The 18,246-nt window shown below is 46.2% G+C and carries 8 protein-coding genes, 2 tRNA genes and 3 rRNA genes; 1 reads left to right on the top strand and 12 read right to left on the bottom strand.

Translation table 11 applies throughout. The annotated features are described in order from the left end of the window. Nucleotides 1-152: 152 nt before the first annotated feature. The 10 genes from rrf to OIM59_RS01425 form a co-directional block, all read right to left on the bottom strand. Nucleotides 153-263 (bottom strand): 5S ribosomal RNA (rrf, locus tag OIM59_RS01470). 161 nt (nt 264-424) lie between these two features. Next, a 23S ribosomal RNA gene (locus tag OIM59_RS01465) occupies nt 425-3,306 on the bottom strand. Between the two features lie 149 nt (nt 3,307-3,455). Beyond that, a tRNA-Ala gene (locus OIM59_RS01460) sits at nt 3,456-3,529 on the bottom strand. Between the two features lie 84 nt (nt 3,530-3,613). Next, nucleotides 3,614-3,687 (bottom strand) — tRNA-Ile (locus OIM59_RS01455). A gap of 152 nt (nt 3,688-3,839) precedes the next feature. Then, nucleotides 3,840-5,366 (bottom strand): 16S ribosomal RNA (locus OIM59_RS01450). Together the 16S, 23S and 5S rRNA genes with 2 tRNA genes alongside form the textbook arrangement of a ribosomal RNA operon. Nucleotides 5,367-6,819: 1,453 nt before the next feature. Then, on the bottom strand, nt 6,820-8,334 hold the full coding sequence (locus OIM59_RS01445; protein ID WP_303894454.1) for a SusD/RagB family nutrient-binding outer membrane lipoprotein: 1,515 nt from the start codon (nt 8,332-8,334) through the stop codon (nt 6,820-6,822). A 28-nt stretch (nt 8,335-8,362) separates the two neighbouring features. Further along, nucleotides 8,363-11,572, bottom strand: a complete 3,210-nt coding sequence (locus OIM59_RS01440; RefSeq protein WP_299167651.1) for a SusC/RagA family TonB-linked outer membrane protein — start codon at nt 11,570-11,572, stop codon at nt 8,363-8,365. Nucleotides 11,573-12,025: 453 nt separating this feature from the next. After that, the gene (locus OIM59_RS01435; RefSeq protein ID WP_299170862.1) at nt 12,026-13,600 is read right to left on the bottom strand and encodes an IS66 family transposase; all 1,575 of its coding nucleotides are present in this window, start codon (nt 13,598-13,600) and stop codon (nt 12,026-12,028) included. A 77-nt stretch (nt 13,601-13,677) separates the two neighbouring features. Beyond that, on the bottom strand, nt 13,678-14,034 hold the full coding sequence (tnpB, locus tag OIM59_RS01430; protein ID WP_177865198.1) for an IS66 family insertion sequence element accessory protein TnpB: 357 nt from the start codon (nt 14,032-14,034) through the stop codon (nt 13,678-13,680). Beyond that, complete coding sequence (locus OIM59_RS01425) at nt 14,021-14,596, bottom strand: hypothetical protein (protein ID WP_303894447.1); 576 nt, start codon at nt 14,594-14,596, stop codon at nt 14,021-14,023. Before OIM59_RS01425 ends, tnpB begins: the two co-directional genes overlap by 14 nt. A 202-nt stretch (nt 14,597-14,798) precedes the next feature. Here OIM59_RS01425 and OIM59_RS01420 point away from each other — a divergent pair, with 202 nt between their 5' ends. Next, nucleotides 14,799-16,310 carry an IS1182 family transposase gene (locus OIM59_RS01420; protein WP_303894444.1) on the top strand — a complete coding sequence of 504 codons (1,512 nt, stop codon included), beginning with the start codon at nt 14,799-14,801 and terminating at the stop codon, nt 16,308-16,310. A gap of 170 nt (nt 16,311-16,480) precedes the next feature. Here the strand turns inward: OIM59_RS01420 and OIM59_RS01415 are convergent, their stop codons facing one another. Together OIM59_RS01415 and OIM59_RS01410 are read right to left on the bottom strand one after the other, a co-directional pair. After that, nucleotides 16,481-17,749 (bottom strand): adenylosuccinate synthase, encoded by a 1,269-nt coding sequence (locus OIM59_RS01415; protein WP_299170128.1) that lies wholly within the window; start codon nt 17,747-17,749, stop codon nt 16,481-16,483. A gap of 29 nt (nt 17,750-17,778) precedes the next feature. Continuing rightward, nucleotides 17,779-18,237 carry a Fur family transcriptional regulator gene (locus OIM59_RS01410; RefSeq protein ID WP_299170129.1) on the bottom strand — a complete coding sequence of 153 codons (459 nt, stop codon included), beginning with the start codon at nt 18,235-18,237 and terminating at the stop codon, nt 17,779-17,781. Nucleotides 18,238-18,246: the final 9 nt, after the last annotated feature.

Here is an 18,246-nt window from a genome sequence, read left to right as displayed (position 1 = left end):
TACGAAAACCACCCGCTGGGACAAACAGAAATTCTGATTTTCTCATTCGACTTCCCCAAAGCACATGCCAATTTATTTAAAAGTATTATTTCCCGTTCCCTTACGGGCACAAAAAAAAGCCCCGAGATATTGCTATCTCGAGGCTCTCTGTAAAACGGCGACTACCTACTCTCCCACTTGTACGCAGTACCATCGGCGTGGCGAAGCTTAACTTCTCTGTTCGGAATGGGAAGAGGTGGAACCTTCGCGCCATAGTCACCTTAATATCCTTTCAATTAACAATGAAAAATGAATAATGAACTTAATGACCTATCCATTCTCCTTATCAATCATATTTCATCATGACTTACAAGCAAGCAATCTCAGCACTCGGCTGAACGTATATATCATCCTTTCGATGTCTGTTCCATCCGCCCGGCGCGGATAAGGAAAGCTGACGGGCAATTAGTAATGCTCGGCTTTGCTGTCTCCAGCTTTACACCTGCATCCTATCAACGTTGTCGTCTTCAACGACCCTGAGAAATCTAATCTTGTGGCCGGCTTCGCACTTAGATGCTTTCAGCGCTTATCCGATCCCGACTTGGATACCCGGCGATGCGCCTGGCGGCACAACCGGCAAACCAGAGGTCGGTCCAACACGGTCCTCTCGTACTAGTGTCAGAGCCACGCAAATTTCATACGCCCACGATAGATAGAGACCGAACTGTCTCACGACGTTCTGAACCCAGCTCGCGTGCCACTTTAATGGGCGAACAGCCCAACCCTTGGGACCTTCTCCAGCCCCAGGATGTGACGAGCCGACATCGAGGTGCCAAACCACTCCGTCGATATGAGCTCTTGGGAGGGATCAGCCTGTTATCCCCGGAGTACCTTTTATCCTTTGAGCGATGTCCCTTCCATACGGAAACACCGGATCACTATGCTCTAGTTTCCTACCTGCTCGACCTGTCTGTCTCCCAGTCAAGCGCCCTTATGCCATTACACTCTGCGGACGGTTACCGATCGTCCTGAGGGCACCTTTAGAAGCCTCCGTTACGCTTTTGGAGGCGACCACCCCAGTCAAACTACCCACCAAGCAATGTCCTCCAACCCGGAGTTAGAACTCAAACAAACGAAGGGTCGTATTTCAACAGCGGCTCCACGAACACTGGCGTGCCCGTCTCTCAGCCTCCGACCTATCCTACACATCGCGTGCCCAAATTCAATGCTAAGCTATAGTAAAGGTTCACGGGGTCTTTTCGTCCCATCGCGGGTAATCGGCATCTTCACCGATACTACAATTTCACTGAGCTCACGGTTGAGACAGCGTCCGGATCATTACACCATTCGTGCAGGTCGGAACTTACCCGACAAGGAATTTCGCTACCTTAGGACCGTTATAGTTACGGCCGCCGTTTACTGGGGCTTCAATTCAATGCTTCTCTTGCGATGACATCTCCTCTTAACCTTCCAGCACCGGGCAGGTGTCAGGCTGTATACCTCTACTTTCATATTCGCACAGCCCTGTGTTTTTGTTAAACAGTTGCCTGGACCTATTCTCTGCGCCCTCCCATTTCTGGGTAGGGACCCTTTATCCCGAAGTTACAGGGTCAGTTTGCCTAGTTCCTTAACCGTGATTCACTCAAGCGCCTTAGTATATTCAACCCGACTACGTGTGTCCGTTTGCGGTACGGGTACCTCTGAAGTTATGTTTAGCGGATTTTCTCGGCAGTCTGCTTACCCGCGCTATCACCGCTTCCCGAAGGAGTTGGCGTACTATCAGGTTCGGCTCTTTCCGTGGATTTGCCTGCGGAAATCGGCGCCTACACCCTTCAACCGGCTATTCCGTCAGCCGGCGGCGGTGTCACTGCTGCTTCCCCACGTCACCCTCAAAGGTAGTAACGGAATATTAACCGTTTCTGCCATCGGCCTCGCCGTTCGGCTGAGCCTTAGGACCCGACTTACCCTGATCCGATTAGCGTTGATCAGGAAACCTTAGTCTTTCGGCGAGGGGGTTTCCCACCCCCTTTATCGTTACTTATACCTACATTTGCTTTTCCATACGCTCCAGAGTGGCTCACGCCACGCCTTCGACGCCGAATGGAATGCTCCCCTACCAACCATTGCTGGTTCTATAGCTTCGGCAGACAACTTGATACCCGATTATTATCCACGCCCGATTCCTCGACTAGTGAGCTGTTACGCACTCTTTAAATGAATGGCTGCTTCCAAGCCAACATCCTAGCTGTCTTAGCAATCAGACTTCGTTAGTTTAACTTAGCTGTCATTTCGGGGCCTTAGCTGATAGTCCGGATTCTTCTCCTCTCGGGCACGGACCTTAGCACCCATGCCCTCACTCCCGCGGTAGAACTGATGCGCATTCGGAGTTTGTCAGGACTTGATAGGCGGTGAAGCCCTCGCATCCAATCAGTCGCTCTACCTCACATCAGTAACCCGCGAGGCTGCACCTAAATGCATTTCGGGGAGTACGAGCTATCTCCAAGTTTGATTAGCCTTTCACCCCTACCCTCAGCTCATCCAGAAGCTTTTCAACGCTTATTGGTGCGGACCTCCATCTGGTGTTACCCAGACTTCATCCTGGCCAAGGGTAGATCACTTGGTTTCGCGTCTGCCGCATCTGACTTGACGCCCTCTTCAGACTCGCTTTCGCTTCGGCTCCGGGACTCGTGCCCCTTAACCTTGCCAGACACGGCAACTCGTAGGTTCATTATGCAAAAGGCACGCCGTCACGCTTGCGCGCTCCGACCGCTTGTAGGCGCACGGTTTCAGGTACTCTTTCACTCTTCTGTTCGAAGTGCTTTTCACCTTTCCCTCACGGTACTGGTCCACTATCGGTCTCTCGGGAGTATTTAGCCTTGCCGGATGGTCCCGGCGGATTCACGCAGGATTCCTCGTGTCCCGCGCTACTCAGGATACCGCTACGCTTCCTCTCGCTTCATGTACCGGACTCTCACCGTCTTCGGTCTGATTTTCCAAACAGTTCCATTCACGAGATGTCTTGCGATGTCGCGGTCCTACAACCCCTCAGATGCCGTAACATCTGAGGTTTGGGCTCTTCCCCGTTCGCTCGCCACTACTGGGGGAATCATTGTTATTTTCTTTTCCTGCAGGTACTAAGATGTTTCAGTTCCCTGCGTTAGCCCCTTACTAAGTAAGGTAATATCTCTTCAAGATATTGGGTTGTCCCATTCGGAAATCCGCGGATCAAAGGTTATTTGCACCTCCCCGCGGCTTATCGCAGCTTATCACGTCCTTCATCGCCTCCGAGAGCCAAGGCATCCGCCATGCGCCCTTTCCTACTTTCCTTATCACGTGCACATTCCGTCTTTCGACGGGTGCGGGATGATATATACTTTTAGCTTTCGTACTAAAATTACTTTTTGCTTGTTACATCATGTCATAGACCGTTTTTTCAATGAACAGTTAATAATGAATAATTAAAAGTTCACTGCTTGTGGAGAATAACGGATTCGAACCGTTGACCCCCTGCGTGCAAAGCAGGTGCTCTAGCCAGCTGAGCTAATCCCCCGTTTTTTTGCGGCTGCAAAGGTAAGCATTTTCCTTCGTTCCTGCAAAATTTTAAGGAAGTTTTTTTCGCTCCCTTCTTTCGAGGTAGTCCCAGGCAGAGTTGAACTGCCGACCTCTACATTATCAGTGTAGCGCTCTAACCAACTGAGCTATAGGACTGTTTCAATTAATAATTAAAAATGAATAATTAATAATTGGATGATTTCAGTTCAACCTCGTCCGTTCCGACTCGGCTTCATCTTTCTCTCTTCATATCGAAAAACAAACTCATCTGCAGCACAAGGCAAGAACCTTCGTCGGTCCCTCTCCAGAAAGGAGGTGTTCCAGCCGCACCTTCCGGTACGGCTACCTTGTTACGACTTAGCCCCAATTACCAGTTTTACCCTAGGGCGCTCCTTGCGGTTACGCACTTCAGGTACCCCCGGCTTTCATGGCTTGACGGGCGGTGTGTACAAGGCCCGGGAACGTATTCACCGCGCCGTGGCTGATGCGCGATTACTAGCGAATCCAGCTTCGTGGAGTCGGGTTGCAGACTCCAGTCCGAACTGAGAGAGGCTTTCGGGATTGGCATCCGGTCGCCCGGTAGCTGCCTTCTGTACCCCCCATTGTAACACGTGTGTAGCCCCGGACGTAAGGGCCGTGCTGATTTGACGTCATCCCCACCTTCCTCACATCTTACGATGGCAGTCTGTCCAGAGTCCTCAGCTTGCCTGCTAGTAACTGGACACGAGGGTTGCGCTCGTTATGGCACTTAAGCCGACACCTCACGGCACGAGCTGACGACAACCATGCAGCACCTTCACAGACGCCTTGCGGCTTGCCTGTTTCCAAGCAATTCGTCTGCAATTCAAGCCCGGGTAAGGTTCCTCGCGTATCATCGAATTAAACCACATGTTCCTCCGCTTGTGCGGGCCCCCGTCAATTCCTTTGAGTTTCACCGTTGCCGGCGTACTCCCCAGGTGGGATACTTAACGCTTTCGCTAAGCCGCTGACAGTCTATCGCCAACAGCGAGTATCCATCGTTTACCGTGTGGACTACCAGGGTATCTAATCCTGTTTGATACCCACACTTTCGAGCCTCAACGTCAGTCGCGGCTTAGCAGGCTGCCTTCGCAATCGGGGTTCTTCGTGATATCTAAGCATTTCACCGCTACACCACGAATTCCGCCTGCCTCAACCGTACTCAAGGACGCCAGTATCAACTGCAATTTTAAGGTTGAGCCCCAAACTTTCACAGCTGACTTAACGACCCGTCTACGCTCCCTTTAAACCCAATAAATCCGGATAACGCTCGCATCCTCCGTATTACCGCGGCTGCTGGCACGGAGTTAGCCGATGCTTATTCATAAGGTACATACAAACACCCACACGTGGGTGACTTTATTCCCTTATAAAAGAAGTTTACAATCCGTAGGACCTTCATCCTTCACGCTACTTGGCTGGTTCAGGCTCGCGCCCATTGACCAATATTCCTCACTGCTGCCTCCCGTAGGAGTTTGGACCGTGTCTCAGTTCCAATGTGGGGGACCTTCCTCTCAGAACCCCTATCCATCGTCGACTAGGTGGGCCGTTACCCCGCCTACTATCTAATGGAACGCATCCCCATCGTACACCGATGAATCTTTAATGATGTTACCATGCAATCTCATCATACCATCAGGTATTAATCTTTCTTTCGAAAGGCTATCCCTGAGTGTACGGAAGGTTGGATACGCGTTACTCACCCGTGCGCCGGTCGCCATCAAACTTAGCAAGCTAAGTTCATGCTGCCCCTCGACTTGCATGTGTTAAGCCTGTAGCTAGCGTTCATCCTGAGCCAGGATCAAACTCTTCATTGTAAAATATTTTCTTACCCTTGCGGGTATTTTTTTAATCTCTGTTTCAGGAAACCGATTCTCTATATCCTTTTTCAGGTTATTGACGGTTCTTGTTTCATCCCATATATACATTATATATAAGACTACTTCTTGTACTACATCTTCGTTTGTTTATCTAAAGTCTTTCAAAGAACTATCTTTCTTTCGTGCTCCCGTTTCAGCGGGAAAGCGTTTGCAAAGGTAAGGCGTTTTTTCTTTCCCTCCAAATTTTTCCGAAGTTTTTTTTCGGAAAAGTTTCTCGGGAGGACCTCGCGGGGCTTATCCGTTTCTCGCTCCCTTGCCGTCTTGCAAGGTAAGATACTCGGGTGCAGCGCCTTTGAAAGTCTGCCTCTCTTCACCAGTCTGTCATTCTCAGCGGCTCTCCCTCTCGAAAGCGGTTGCAAAGGTACGCACTTTTTCCGATCCTGCAACTTTTGTCACACTCTTTTTTGAAGATTTTTTTGAAGTTTTTTATAAGCGTCTGAAAAAGAACGTGTTGAAGGACATGTTTTTCCGACCACTCCGGAAACGGACGGGAACAGCCCTACATTATGTATTTCGCGCGGGCGCGTACGTGCGCACATATATGCATAAATGCAAAAGGGGAAAGGCGAAGATACACACCGGATCGGCATAAAAAACAGCGGAAACACGGAAAAACCTTATTCGAAACTTTCCTGCACGAAAGCTAAAAACCGAAAAAAACGCCCGAAAACGCAGGAAACGGAATCGCCAGCCCATCATAAAAGCCGTGATTTTCACAGGCGGCATGACAAATAACGCCCCGGAATATTCACACCGCAGGCACATTTTTTTCAGAGACTCCCGGCATTTTCTATGTCTCCCTCTCGGGAAACGTAGGTTTCCGCCGGGGAAAACATACAGTTCACGACAGGAAAACATACGTTTCTGATGGCGGAAACCTAGAAAACTTAAAGGCAGCGGAAAATCATCCCACCAACATTTTCAGATTAAGGAACGCCTGAAAGGGAAACAAACGGAACTCGTACAAAGAAAAAACGGCATGCCGATTATGGGAAAGACAGAAAAAACGGCTTACAAAAAACGTTCAGGAAAACAAGCAAACAAGAACACCCCAGAAACCAGGAAAAGGAAACCTCACGTAAGGACATAAAAAAAGGAGTTCCGCTGAACTCCAACCTTTGTTAACCTTAAATCTAATACTATGAAAAACACAGTACAAAAGTAAGCATTCCAGGTGAATACGCAAAGAAAACGGTAGAAAAATCATGTTTTACAACACATATTAACCACTAAAGAACAATATTCAAAGTGATTAACAAATTCCATAAAATAAAAAAGAGGCCCCTCATCACTGAGAAACCCCTTCAAAATGCAAATTAAAAGAGAGACATATACATTAGTGTCTACTAAAAAGATACACCTCTGTCCAATGTAAACTTTAAGCGTAGGATTAATATACACCCTCTCTGGTGTCCCACCACATAGGTTTACCCCATAAGTTATCCACGACTTCAGCATTATAAGGTGCATTGTTGGCCGCGTTCAAATTCAGTTCGGTTGAAGGATACGGCGAACGCAATGGGGGCACATTATGGTTTGCGTACTGAGCAGGACGTCCCGGAGCAATATAGTTGTTTTCAGGAACTCCCGTACGTCGGTACAACGACCAACCTTCCATCGCCTGCTTAAACATAGCAACCCATTCTTCATACCATATTTTCTTTAACGTATTATCAAATTTGCCTCCATTTTCCAAGTACTCGGCTGCGTCTGCATCACTTACTTCATTTTCAACCATAGAAAAACGCACGGCTTTTTCATAGTTGGCTGCCGCAGTACCGTAACTACCAGTATCATAGTTCAGCATGGCAGCCTCAGCAATATGGAAATACACTTCGGCTACACGCATCCAAGGAGAAAATCCTCCTAAGTCCTGCCCGTATTTATAATTCCATACCGAATATAACTTAGAAACAGCGTTGGAGGAAGCTCCGATAGTATATCCTCTATACACAGGAGTTCCATCGGTATAATCATCATCACCCTCCGTTTGACTGGCCGGCGTAGGAGTGAAATAAATGCCAATACGTGGATCGTCGGCCGCCAACAAATTGTCGACCATCACGTCGGACGCACAATATTCCGTTTTACGTGTACGATACTGGTCGGCTATCGGCTCGAAAAAGTTGGAATCGGACCCCTGCCACCAGAAGAATGCATTGTCATCATTAGAGTCCATAACCGGATAGCGTGAAGGATCACCCAACACTTCCTCAACTGTTGATTGTGCCAGCTCAGGGCTTACCTCAGATATGCGGATAGCCAAACGAAGGCGCAGTGAGTTGCAATACTTCTGCCATTTGGTGATATCCCCACCAAACAATAAATCACCATCGCTGATGTCATCGGTTCCCTCGTTACTGGCGAAACCATCGGCAGCTTCTTTCAACTTTGCGAGCAAGGCCGGATAAATATCTTCCTGCTTATCGTATTTAGGAGTAAGAATACCTTCACTCATTTTTACGGCATCGCTGTAAGGAACGTCACGCCATCTGTCGGTAGCGACCTGCATGACAGTTACTTCCATCACTTTGGCCACATTCAAAAGATTCGAACCGGGCGTAGCACGTCCCTGCAAATCCATCACATTATTCAGGATGCGATATACATATTCCCAGTTACTATCTTGTATATTCGTACGATAACTGTAACGCGATTCATCGATGTAACTCATCTTTGCCGCATAACCGCAGAAAGTCATAGGCTCATCCATCGCAAACCAGCGGTCATTGAATCGATAGGAAGTATAGTAAATAACATAAGCAAGAAGGTTCCCATTTGGAACATTGGTTGCATTGTCCGGGTCTTGGTTTATTTCCTCGAACGAGTTCGTACATCCGGTGGCACTCCAAATTAAAGCTCCAGCCATGAATGCCATGGTGATTTTCTTAATATATCTTTTCATATAGTCAGTTCCTTTTAAATTAATTTTATCAGAATGTTACTCCTAATTTTAAACCGATGCTTCGTGAAGGAGGGTAAGAGTTTGATTCGAAACCTACGTCTCCATTGCTTGAACCCGTTGTAGATTCCGGATCAAGGTGAGTGAGGTTCGAACTATGTACCCATAACAGTGCCAAGTTTGTTCCAACCAATGAAATTTTCGCTGATTTGATGAACGTATTCTTCAACAACTGTTTAGGGAAAGTATAAGTAAGATGTGCTTCACGCAACTTCAAGTAAGAACCATCAAAGACTGACATTTCACAGATGGTATAGAAGTTATAGAAGAAGTCTTCCGCATTCACTGCCACATCATTGATTTTACCGTCGGCTGTCTTGAACACTTTGTCGGTCAACACGTTCTTACCTGCAATAACACCGTTTTCACGAATATCTCCCGCTGCAGTAAAATCATATATACCTGTCTGTGTACCAAAAGCCTGTGAGATAGAGTAAACGTCTCCCCCTTTGCGGAAGTCAAGCAGGAACCCGAAACTCCAGTCTTTGTAAGTAAATTCGTTGCTCCAGCCAGCCAGCCAGTCCGGACTTACATTTCCAATCTTTTTTGCACTCTCATATACCGGCATTCCGTTTTCTACCCGAATGGAACCATCGTCATTATATACATATCCTGTTCCCACAAGTGTTCCCCAGCTTTCACCAGGTATTGCATAGCTGGTACAGCTCCAGCTGCTTCCGATTTCATAAGCGTCCAGTTTCTGTCCGGTAACAGGATCAGTATAAAGTTCGTCGATACGGCTTTTATCCTTTGCCCAGTTTAATGTGGTAGTCCAGCTGAATCCTTTTGGATTACGGAAAATATCGGCTGACAACTGAAGCTCAACACCTTTGTTGCTTACCTTACCCGCATTGATATACATAGAACTATAACCAGTGGAAGTTGCGACATTGGCTTGCATAATCTGATCGGTAGTAACTTTCTGGTAATAAGCTCCATCGAAGTGAATGCGATTATCCAACAAGCTTGCCTCAAGACCGACTTCCCATGTCTTTATCATTTCAGGACGCAGATTACGTGCGGGGTAAGTCGTAGGATTGTAGTAAAGCGTAGTACCGTTAAACGGTGCAGATATGACTGAATAATATGAGTTAGATACGTATGGATCTGTTGCATTACCGATTTTAGCCCATCCACCACGAAGTTTCAGGAAATTGAGAATACCCCCGCTGGTCAGCATCGGAAGTGTTTCTGTCAAAATCCAGCTACCGCTGAATGACGGATAGAAGAATGCATCCTTAATGGTAGAATCCCAGTCGTTACGCACACTGATATCTGCATAAAGCTGATTTTTCCACCCCAACGAAAGGTTGGCGTACACAGAGTTCGAACGCCGTGTCTCATGGTTCTGTGCAGTATAAGCTGTTCCTTTTGCGTTGGCCACGGTATAAAGTCCGGGGACGGTCAACTGGTCAGCCCCTATTGTATTGATTTCATACGCATAATCACGATAGTTAGCTCCAGCCAACGCATTCACATTGAGGTCACCGAATTGCTTGGTGAAGTAACCGATGAAATCGGCATTGATTTCCGTGGTACGACGGTCATAGTTACGGAAATATCCATCCGGGTAATCAACGCTCCATTCTATATTAGACAGCTGGTTTGAATCAAAATGATCAAAACCAAGGCGTCCTTCAAACTTCAACCAGTCAGTAGGCTTGATAAAAATAGAAGACTTGCCATAGAAACGGTCACGGGTGTATTTGTTCAAGTTATGGTTCAACACCCAGTACGGGTTCATGGCATAAGCCTGCTGCCAGTTGTAATGAGTATAATTACCCATCTCGTCCTTTTGGTCATAATTTGCCTTCAAATCCTGTATGTCAATCTGGCGTCCATGCCATTGCAGCAATGACTGCAGTACGTTTGAGCCGCTGTATCCGGTTCCAGGAAGATTGTCACTCTTCGTGCGGACAAAGTTTGCAGACAAATCGAAGTCCAGATACTTGTTTACACTCATTTTCGAGTTTATGGCAATAGAGTAACGTTTTTGGTCTGTGTTGGGTGTAGTACCTTTCTGGTCGCGGAATCCCAACGAAGCACGAGTTGATGATTTTTCATTGGAAGTAGTCAATGAAATCATGTGACTCTGTGAGTAACCAGTTTCAAAGAAATCTTTGATATTGTCCGGATGAGACACCCACGGAGTAGCTTGGCGCACACCATTAACAACCGGACTATTATATTGTGGAATCATCAGACCGATATCCAAACGCGGTCCCCAAGACTCGTCAGCGTTGTCATTCACCCCATTTCCCATACCGTCGTAGTAGGAGAATCCATGCTCTACGGCAAAGTCTGCGTATGACATAATATCGCTGTAACCTCCTTCTTTCCAGTCGAACTCACTTCCGTAATATCCCTGCCCGTATTTGTTCTGAAGTTTTGGCAAGTTATAAATCTGGTCAACCGTAAAACTTCCGTCATACGATATCTGTACGCCTTTATCTTTTTTACCCGACTTGGTTGTGATAAGGATAACACCGTTTCCGGCACGCATACCATAAAGGGCTGCCGAACCACCTTTCAATACCGATATGGATTCAATATCTTCCGGATTAATATCATTCAAACCTGAACCCAGATTGACATCTGAACCGGTTCCGTTATCGTTCTGTACAGGCACACCATCCACCACAATCAAAGGTGCATTGTTTCCGAATGAAGAATTACCACGGATTACAATATTTTGAGAGGCTCCGACCTGCCCACCTTGCGAAGTAATCTGTATTCCGGCAATCTTTCCCGAAAGTGCATTAGCCACATTCAACTGTGCAGCTTGAGTAATTTCTTCTGATTTTACTTCTTGCAAGGCATATCCTAATGCTTTCTTCTCTCTTGAAATACCCATTGCGGTAACCACTACCTCATCCAAGGTTTCCGTATCCGATTGCAATACAATCTTCATGTTGGGCTTTATCGCTACCTCCTGACTTTTCATTCCTACAAATGAAACAATCAAGGTCTTGCTTCCAGCCTTCACACCTGAAATCTCAAAATTACCATCCACATCGGTAATGGTTCCTTGGGTAGTACCTTTCACCAGCACTGATGCTCCTACAATAGGAAGCCCGTCTTCTTCTGAAGTCACCACACCTTTCACCGTTAATCCTTGCGACCATGCTACTCCCATCCATACAAACAGAAAGGTCAGCATCAATGTAAGTTTCCTTTTCATAAATCCCTCCTTTGATTAAACATAAATAAATCTCGTTTAGTTAATAAAATACATTATAAACACACGTTAAAACTCATTAACAACACCACAAAGATATATATTTAATCAAACAAACAACAAAATATCACAGAAAAATAATAAAAAACGCCAAAACGACACGCGATAACGAATATCAATTCATTTTTAATACAACAACCAATAATATAAACAGAAAGAAAAAACAAACAGAATAAGCAAAAGACAACAATAAAAGCCGTAAAATAAAAACAAAACCAAACAGAAATATATAAACAATAACGCCTATCAAAAAGATAGAAACAACAAAAGAATTAAGATACAATCAGCTTCATTAAAAGAACAAAAAAAAGAGGCCGTCTCAAAATGAAATATAAGTACAACCGTCCGCGATAGCGTTCACCACATAAAAAGATAGCCTTCCAGATTTTTGGGCGGCTATCTTTTCATCTTCTTCCATCTATCCGGAAGCAAATCACGATATTTATCTATAGGAGTATTAGGAGGCCATGCGGCACAACGGTCTATAATGTCGCAGAAGTATTCAAAGATGTTTATTCCACATCTATGGCATGTTATGGCTAATGAGTGGTATAACACCGCCACTTCGGCTCCTGTATGAGAGCCTATTGTCAGACGTCTTCGTGTCAGTGATATATACCTGTTTATTCGTTCAACTTCATTGTTGTCAAGCCTGTATTTAGGAGAAGAGAAGATTGCCGGTATTTCATGCCACTGTTTCAGCGCATAATCGGCGGCGGCATTAAGAGAATCATCAGGAGGTATCCCCGGACGGTCTTTAATCTCAATCAATCCTCTGTAGATTTTTTCAATCATCACTTTTGAGTAGCGTTGCCTCCACTGAAGGTGGTCCTCGTCAGTCCATCCGTCCTTTCCTGTTTTGTGTTTATGCTCGAAGTGATACAATAGGCCGAAGCGCTTGGCCATTTGCTGGGCAATAGTACTATCCTTTATATCCAGAAACTTCCGTTTTATATGCTGCAGGCATGGAAGTCTTTTTATTCCTTTCAGATTGCCGATTCCGATATGACGGTATCCGGAGTAAAAGTCACACTGGAAGGCTCCGTTAAATCCTTTTATTTCATTTTCAAAGACTTCAGCCGAACGTGATCCGTCATCATAAAAGAAATACACCAGACCTGTGGTCATACCGACAAACACCCAGATATATCCTTTCTTTATTTTCTTCCCTGAATCAGTGACTGTCTGCAGACGTACTTTCTGATAAGTCTCATCACCACAGATATAGTTGTCCTCAAGGATTGCCTTTGCAAGAGCCTTATAAAGGTTCTCAAGCTGAACCTTGGTTTTGCTGACAAGCTTCCGGGCGGTACCCTTATCAAGATCGAAGCCGTGTGAGCGGAAGTATTCTACCGCATTTTCAAGCGGCATTCCGTGCAGATAGCGCAACTCCGCCAGACCTGCGATAAAAGAGGAAGTGTATTGGGAGTTCAGCAGCGGAGTTGCCGGAACAGAACCTTTGAAGATTGTACCGTTCTGAACATACTTCTTGACCTTATAGATTGTCTTGATAAAGCGCATGGGAACCATTGAATAACGCACGACATCGCATGTACACATATATCTGGCCAGTTCCGGATCAAACCCCGGGTCGTCAGGTTCTACATCAAAGGTTTCAATCTCACATTCCGGATGTGTCTTTTTCTTCGCACCGTTGTTTGTATGTCTCTTTTGTATCTTCTGTTCAGGAACATCAGATTTGGGGAGCATCTGTCCGGTCTGTCTTTCCGAGGGAGATTCCTGCAGACGGCGCATTGCCTGACGGACAGTTTTTTCCTTGCTGAGTTCAATGTCCTTTCCTTTGAGAGTTTCCTCCAGAGAGGTTATCTGCTTTCTCAGTTCTTCAACCGTGGCAGTCAGTCTCTCGTTGGCTGAAGTCAGTGAACGGACAGATGATAAGGCTTCCTCCAGTTTGCCCTGAAGGAAGCCGTTCTGGCGTTGCAAAAGTTCTATCAGTTCATCCTTTTTCATGCTTTAAAGTTACGAAAAAAGGCGGATTTATGCAACTTCTTATAGATTTAATTATTTGATTATCAATATTATATATACTACCTTGCAGCCATTCTAAAGCGTTCTTCGACAGTTACTTTTACAGGTGTGAGCCCCCTCATCAGCATGTAGAAGTCATCCCATTGAAACCTGCGGACGCTGCCATCACCGTTTTTCAGCACCTCACGGAAACGCCCTTGGGACAGTCTTTTAGTGTACATCAAAAAACCGTCGCCGTCCCATTTTAATGCCTTCATGGTCTTACGGTCCTGTGAGAAAAACACATATACATCCCCCGAAGCCGGAGAATGTCCTTTCCACGACCATATCATTTGTGTCAGACCACGGATGCCATAACGCATGGATACAGGATGCTGACAGACCCACAGATGCAGACATGAATCAAGGCTCCACATGAGTGACCTCCTTTCCCATTTTACGGATAAACTTCGCAATAACAGACAAGTCCGTATCTTCCGGAAAGCTTACTTCCACATTGCCATCTACCCTGACAGTAATCACATTGCAGCTTTCTGCAGGAAGAAAACCGGCTTCCTCAAATATCACATCCTCAAAAGGTATTTCCTTATACCGGGAACTTCGACATGTATGGGGACTTGTATATCCGGGCAAATCCGAAACACGGAGTCTGTTGCGCCACAGAAAGTCCTTCATCTGTTTCCTTGTTATTCCAAAACCTTTATAATAATCAATAAAGCGTCCCGGTTGTCTGCCATCGGCACAGAGGGACTTAAATTCTTCGTAAGCCTGAGAACAACGAAACTTCAGACAACTTCCTCTTGTATATCCGGGAACATCATTCAAGCTTGTGTATTCTTCCTTCAATATCAGATACATCCTGTAATAATTGACACCATGCCCGCGGCAATATTCACGAAAGGAGCATGATTGTTTGCCAGATGAACATAATTCTTTAAAAGCAGAAAAAATCTGCCTGTAGTATTCTATTTTTACCATATCTAAAATTTTATGGCAAAGTTAGAATTACTACAGGCAGACTACAAGACGCTATCGCGGACGGTTGTACAAATATAATTTGAGATGGCCTTTTTTGTGTCTGCAAAAAAAATCGGGCAAGCCCAAACTTCGCTCAGTCAGGACTTGCCCGTCTCCCTAATTTTTCGTACCTTAGGGAATCAAGCAATATATCCCAAAGATAATGTTTAAAAACTATACCTCCAACGATAATCTGCTTTTACCTCCGTGTTTAGGCGATTTTATTCCCCAGAACGATCCGGTCCGGGTTGTTCACCGTATCATTGAACAGATCAGCCTGGAAGAACTTTACCGCAAGTACTCCGTCAAAGGCTGTCCGGCCTACCATCCCCGCATGATGCTGCAGATTCTGGTATATGCCTATCTGCGCAATATCTATTCCAGCCGCCGCATTGAGGAGTTCTGCCGCAATGACATCCGCTTCATGTGGCTGACCGGTACCAGGGTGCCTGACCACAACACCATCAACCGTTTTCGCAGCAGCCGGCTGAAGGATGTGCTCAAGACCGTCTTCGCCACCATCGTGAAGTTCCTCGTGGCGGAGGGCTTTGTAAGTCTGGACGTGGCCTGCACCGACGGGACGAAGATGGAGGCGAACGCCAACCGTTATACGTTCGTCTGGGGCAAGTCCATCCACACCCGCATCTCCAGAATTGCGGAACAGCTTGAGGAGATATGGCGGTACGCCGAGTCCGTCACCAAGCAGGAACTGCGCGACTCCGCTCCCGTCACTTACCAGGACATCACCCCCGAGAAGGTGGAAAGGGCGCTGGAACAGATACATGAAGCTCTGGAGGGAACGGATGCGGACCGGAAAGTGAAGGCCAAGGTCCGGCGCGTGAGGAAGGCATGGCCCGAACAGCTGAAGAAATACGAATCCCAGGGAAAGATTCTCGACGGGCGCAACAGCTACTCCAAGACAGACCCCGACGCCACGTTCATGCGGATGAAGGAGGACCACATGAGGAACGGGCAGCTCAAGCCCGGATACAACCCGCAGGTCAGTACCAACGGACAGTTCATCCTGAACTATACCCTCCACCAGTGTGCCGGTGACACCTCCACCTATCCCCTGCACATGGAAGACTTCCATTCCCTGTACGGCAGATATCCTGACGTGTCCGTCTGTGACGCCGGGTACGGAAGTGAGGAGAACTACCTGTACGCCTTCAGGCACGGCATCGAAACCTTCATAAAGTACAACTATTTCCACAAGGAACAGAAAAGGAGCTTCAGGAATGACCCGTTCCTGTCTGCCAACTTCTATTATAATGAAGAAACCGACGGCATGTACTGTCCGATGGGACAGAGGATGGAAAGACTCTCCGATGTAAAGCGGACGACAGACAACGGTTTTGTACAGACCATCTCAAGGTACAGGGCACGGAACTGCAAGGGCTGCCCGTTAAGATGCCGGTGTCACAGAAGCCGGTCGGAAAGGATTGTGCAAGTGAATCATCGGCTGAGAAAAATCAAGGAAAGGGAACGTGAGAAACTCCTCTCTGCGGAAGGTCTTAAATACCGGAGCCAGCGGCCACAGGATGTGGAAGCCGTATTTGGAAACCTCAAGAACAACAAGCACTTCAAGAGGTTCCATCTCCGTGGGCTGAAAAAGGTGGAAATTGAATTTGGCCTGCTGGCCATAGCACATAATCTTGCAAAAGTAGCCTCTTAGGAGGCTTCTGACGGGGGGAAAACGGTTTAAAATGATGAAATTTGCAGGAGGAAACTTGGATACTCCTTTTTTGAGGAAAATCCAAACAACTTCAATCTGAGATGAAACGACAGAGGCCATCTCAATTCATTTTGAGACGGCCTCTTTCCCAATTTATTCAGATAAATAAATCAATCTACGTAACGTTCGATTGTCTGTTCACGGTCGGGACCTACAGACACAATCTTAATCGGAGTTCCCAGCTGTTCTTCCAAGAAAGTGATATACGCATTGAATTCTTCAGGGAATTCATCCTCACTTGTCATTTTGGTCATGTCGGTCTTCCAGCCCGGAAGCTCTGCATACACCGGCTCCACGCCTTCTGTGATGTCGTACGGGAAGTAATCGATTTCTTCTCCATTCACATTGTATGCCACACAAGCCTTGATGGTATCAAAGCCGTCCAGCACATCGCTCTTCATCAGAATCAATTGAGTAACGCCGTTAATCATAATCGCATAACGCAAAGCAACCAAGTCAATCCATCCGCAACGACGCTCACGACCTGTCACAGCTCCATATTCATGTCCCAAGTCACGGATTGTCTTACCAGTTTCATCGAAAAGCTCAGTAGGGAACGGACCTGAACCCACACGTGTACAATAAGCTTTCATGATACCATACACTTCACCGATTTTGTTAGGACCCAATCCCAGTCCTGTACAAGCACCGGCACAGATGGTATTGGAAGAAGTCACAAAAGGATAAGAACCAAAATCTACATCCAGCATGGTTCCCTGAGCACCTTCACAAAGTACAGACTTACCTTCGTTCAGCAGACGATTCACTTCATGCTCGCTGTCTACCAAATGGAACTGACGAAGGTATTCAATACCTTCCATCCATTGTTTTTCAAGTTCTGTAATATCATATTCATAGTTCAAACTCTTCAAAATAGCTTCATGACGAGCCTTGGCCGCAGCATATTTTGCTTCAAAGTCATGCAGGATGTCACCCACACGCAATCCGTTACGGCTCACTTTGTCAGTATAAGTAGGGCCAATACCTTTTCCGGTAGTTCCTACTTTAGACGCACCTTTGGCAGCTTCGTATGCGGCATCCAGAATACGGTGAGTAGGAAGAATCAGATGGGCCTTCTTGGAAATGTGCAAACGTTCTTTCAACGGATGTCCGCTTGCCTCCAATGCCTCTGCTTCCGCCTTGAACAAAGCCGGATCAAGCACCACTCCATTTCCAATAATATTTACCTTATCACCCTGAAAGATTCCAGAGGGAATAGAACGGAGCACATATTTCTGACCTTCAAACTCAAGAGTATGTCCAGCGTTCGGGCCTCCTTGAAAGCGGGCAACCACATCATAACGGGGAGTCAACACATCGACTACTTTACCTTTTCCTTCGTCGCCCCACTGTAAACCTAACAAAACATCTACTTTCATGATTCTTTATGTTTTTATATTCTTTGGTATTATTTCTTTTTCCGTTTCACCGCCATGCACTTGTTGCACAGGCCATAAATATATAAAGAATAATGCGAAGCATAAAATCCTTTCAGCTTTGTCTGTGCAATGGCCTGCTTTAAATTCTCATCCTCAAATTCAGAGACTTTTCCACAGCAGGTGCAAATCATGTGATGATGGGTTTCATTGTTGTACGAGCGTTCATACTGGGAAGTATTGCCAAACTGGTGCTTGATGACCAACCCGGCATCTATGAGTAAAATGATGGTATTATACAGGGTAGCACGACTCACCCGGAACTTCTCCTTTTCTGCCATATAACTATACAACTCATCCACATCAAAATGCCCTTTGATGGAATAAATTGTCTCCAGTATGGCATAACGTTCAGGCGTCTTCCGATGTCCGTTCTTCTGCAAATACTCGGTAAGGATTTGCTTGACTGTATCTTTTATGTTCTCTTCCATCCCAATAAT

This window comes from Bacteroides mediterraneensis, from assembly GCF_025993685.1.
Classification (GTDB): Bacteria; Bacteroidota; Bacteroidia; order Bacteroidales; family Bacteroidaceae; genus Phocaeicola; species Phocaeicola mediterraneensis_A.
Note: the sequence above shows the minus strand (reverse complement) of the source record. Positions and strands in the feature narration are given on the sequence as shown.

What these genes read in the sequence shown, in the direction of transcription:
- OIM59_RS01410 (WP_299170129.1), bottom strand. Translation starts at nt 18,237, where the DNA reads ATGGAAGAGAACATAAAAGATACAGTCAAGCAAATCCTTACCGAGTAT.
- OIM59_RS01435 (WP_299170862.1), bottom strand. Translation starts at nt 13,600, where the DNA reads ATGAAAAAGGATGAACTGATAGAACTTTTGCAACGCCAGAACGGCTTC.
- OIM59_RS01440 (WP_299167651.1), bottom strand. Translation starts at nt 11,572, where the DNA reads ATGAAAAGGAAACTTACATTGATGCTGACCTTTCTGTTTGTATGGATG.
- OIM59_RS01425 (WP_303894447.1), bottom strand. Translation starts at nt 14,596, where the DNA reads ATGGTAAAAATAGAATACTACAGGCAGATTTTTTCTGCTTTTAAAGAA.
- OIM59_RS01445 (WP_303894454.1), bottom strand. Translation starts at nt 8,334, where the DNA reads ATGAAAAGATATATTAAGAAAATCACCATGGCATTCATGGCTGGAGCT.
- tnpB (WP_177865198.1), bottom strand. Translation starts at nt 14,034, where the DNA reads ATGTGGAGCCTTGATTCATGTCTGCATCTGTGGGTCTGTCAGCATCCT.
- OIM59_RS01420 (WP_303894444.1), top strand. Translation starts at nt 14,799, where the DNA reads ATGTTTAAAAACTATACCTCCAACGATAATCTGCTTTTACCTCCGTGT.
- OIM59_RS01415 (WP_299170128.1), bottom strand. Translation starts at nt 17,749, where the DNA reads ATGAAAGTAGATGTTTTGTTAGGTTTACAGTGGGGCGACGAAGGAAAA.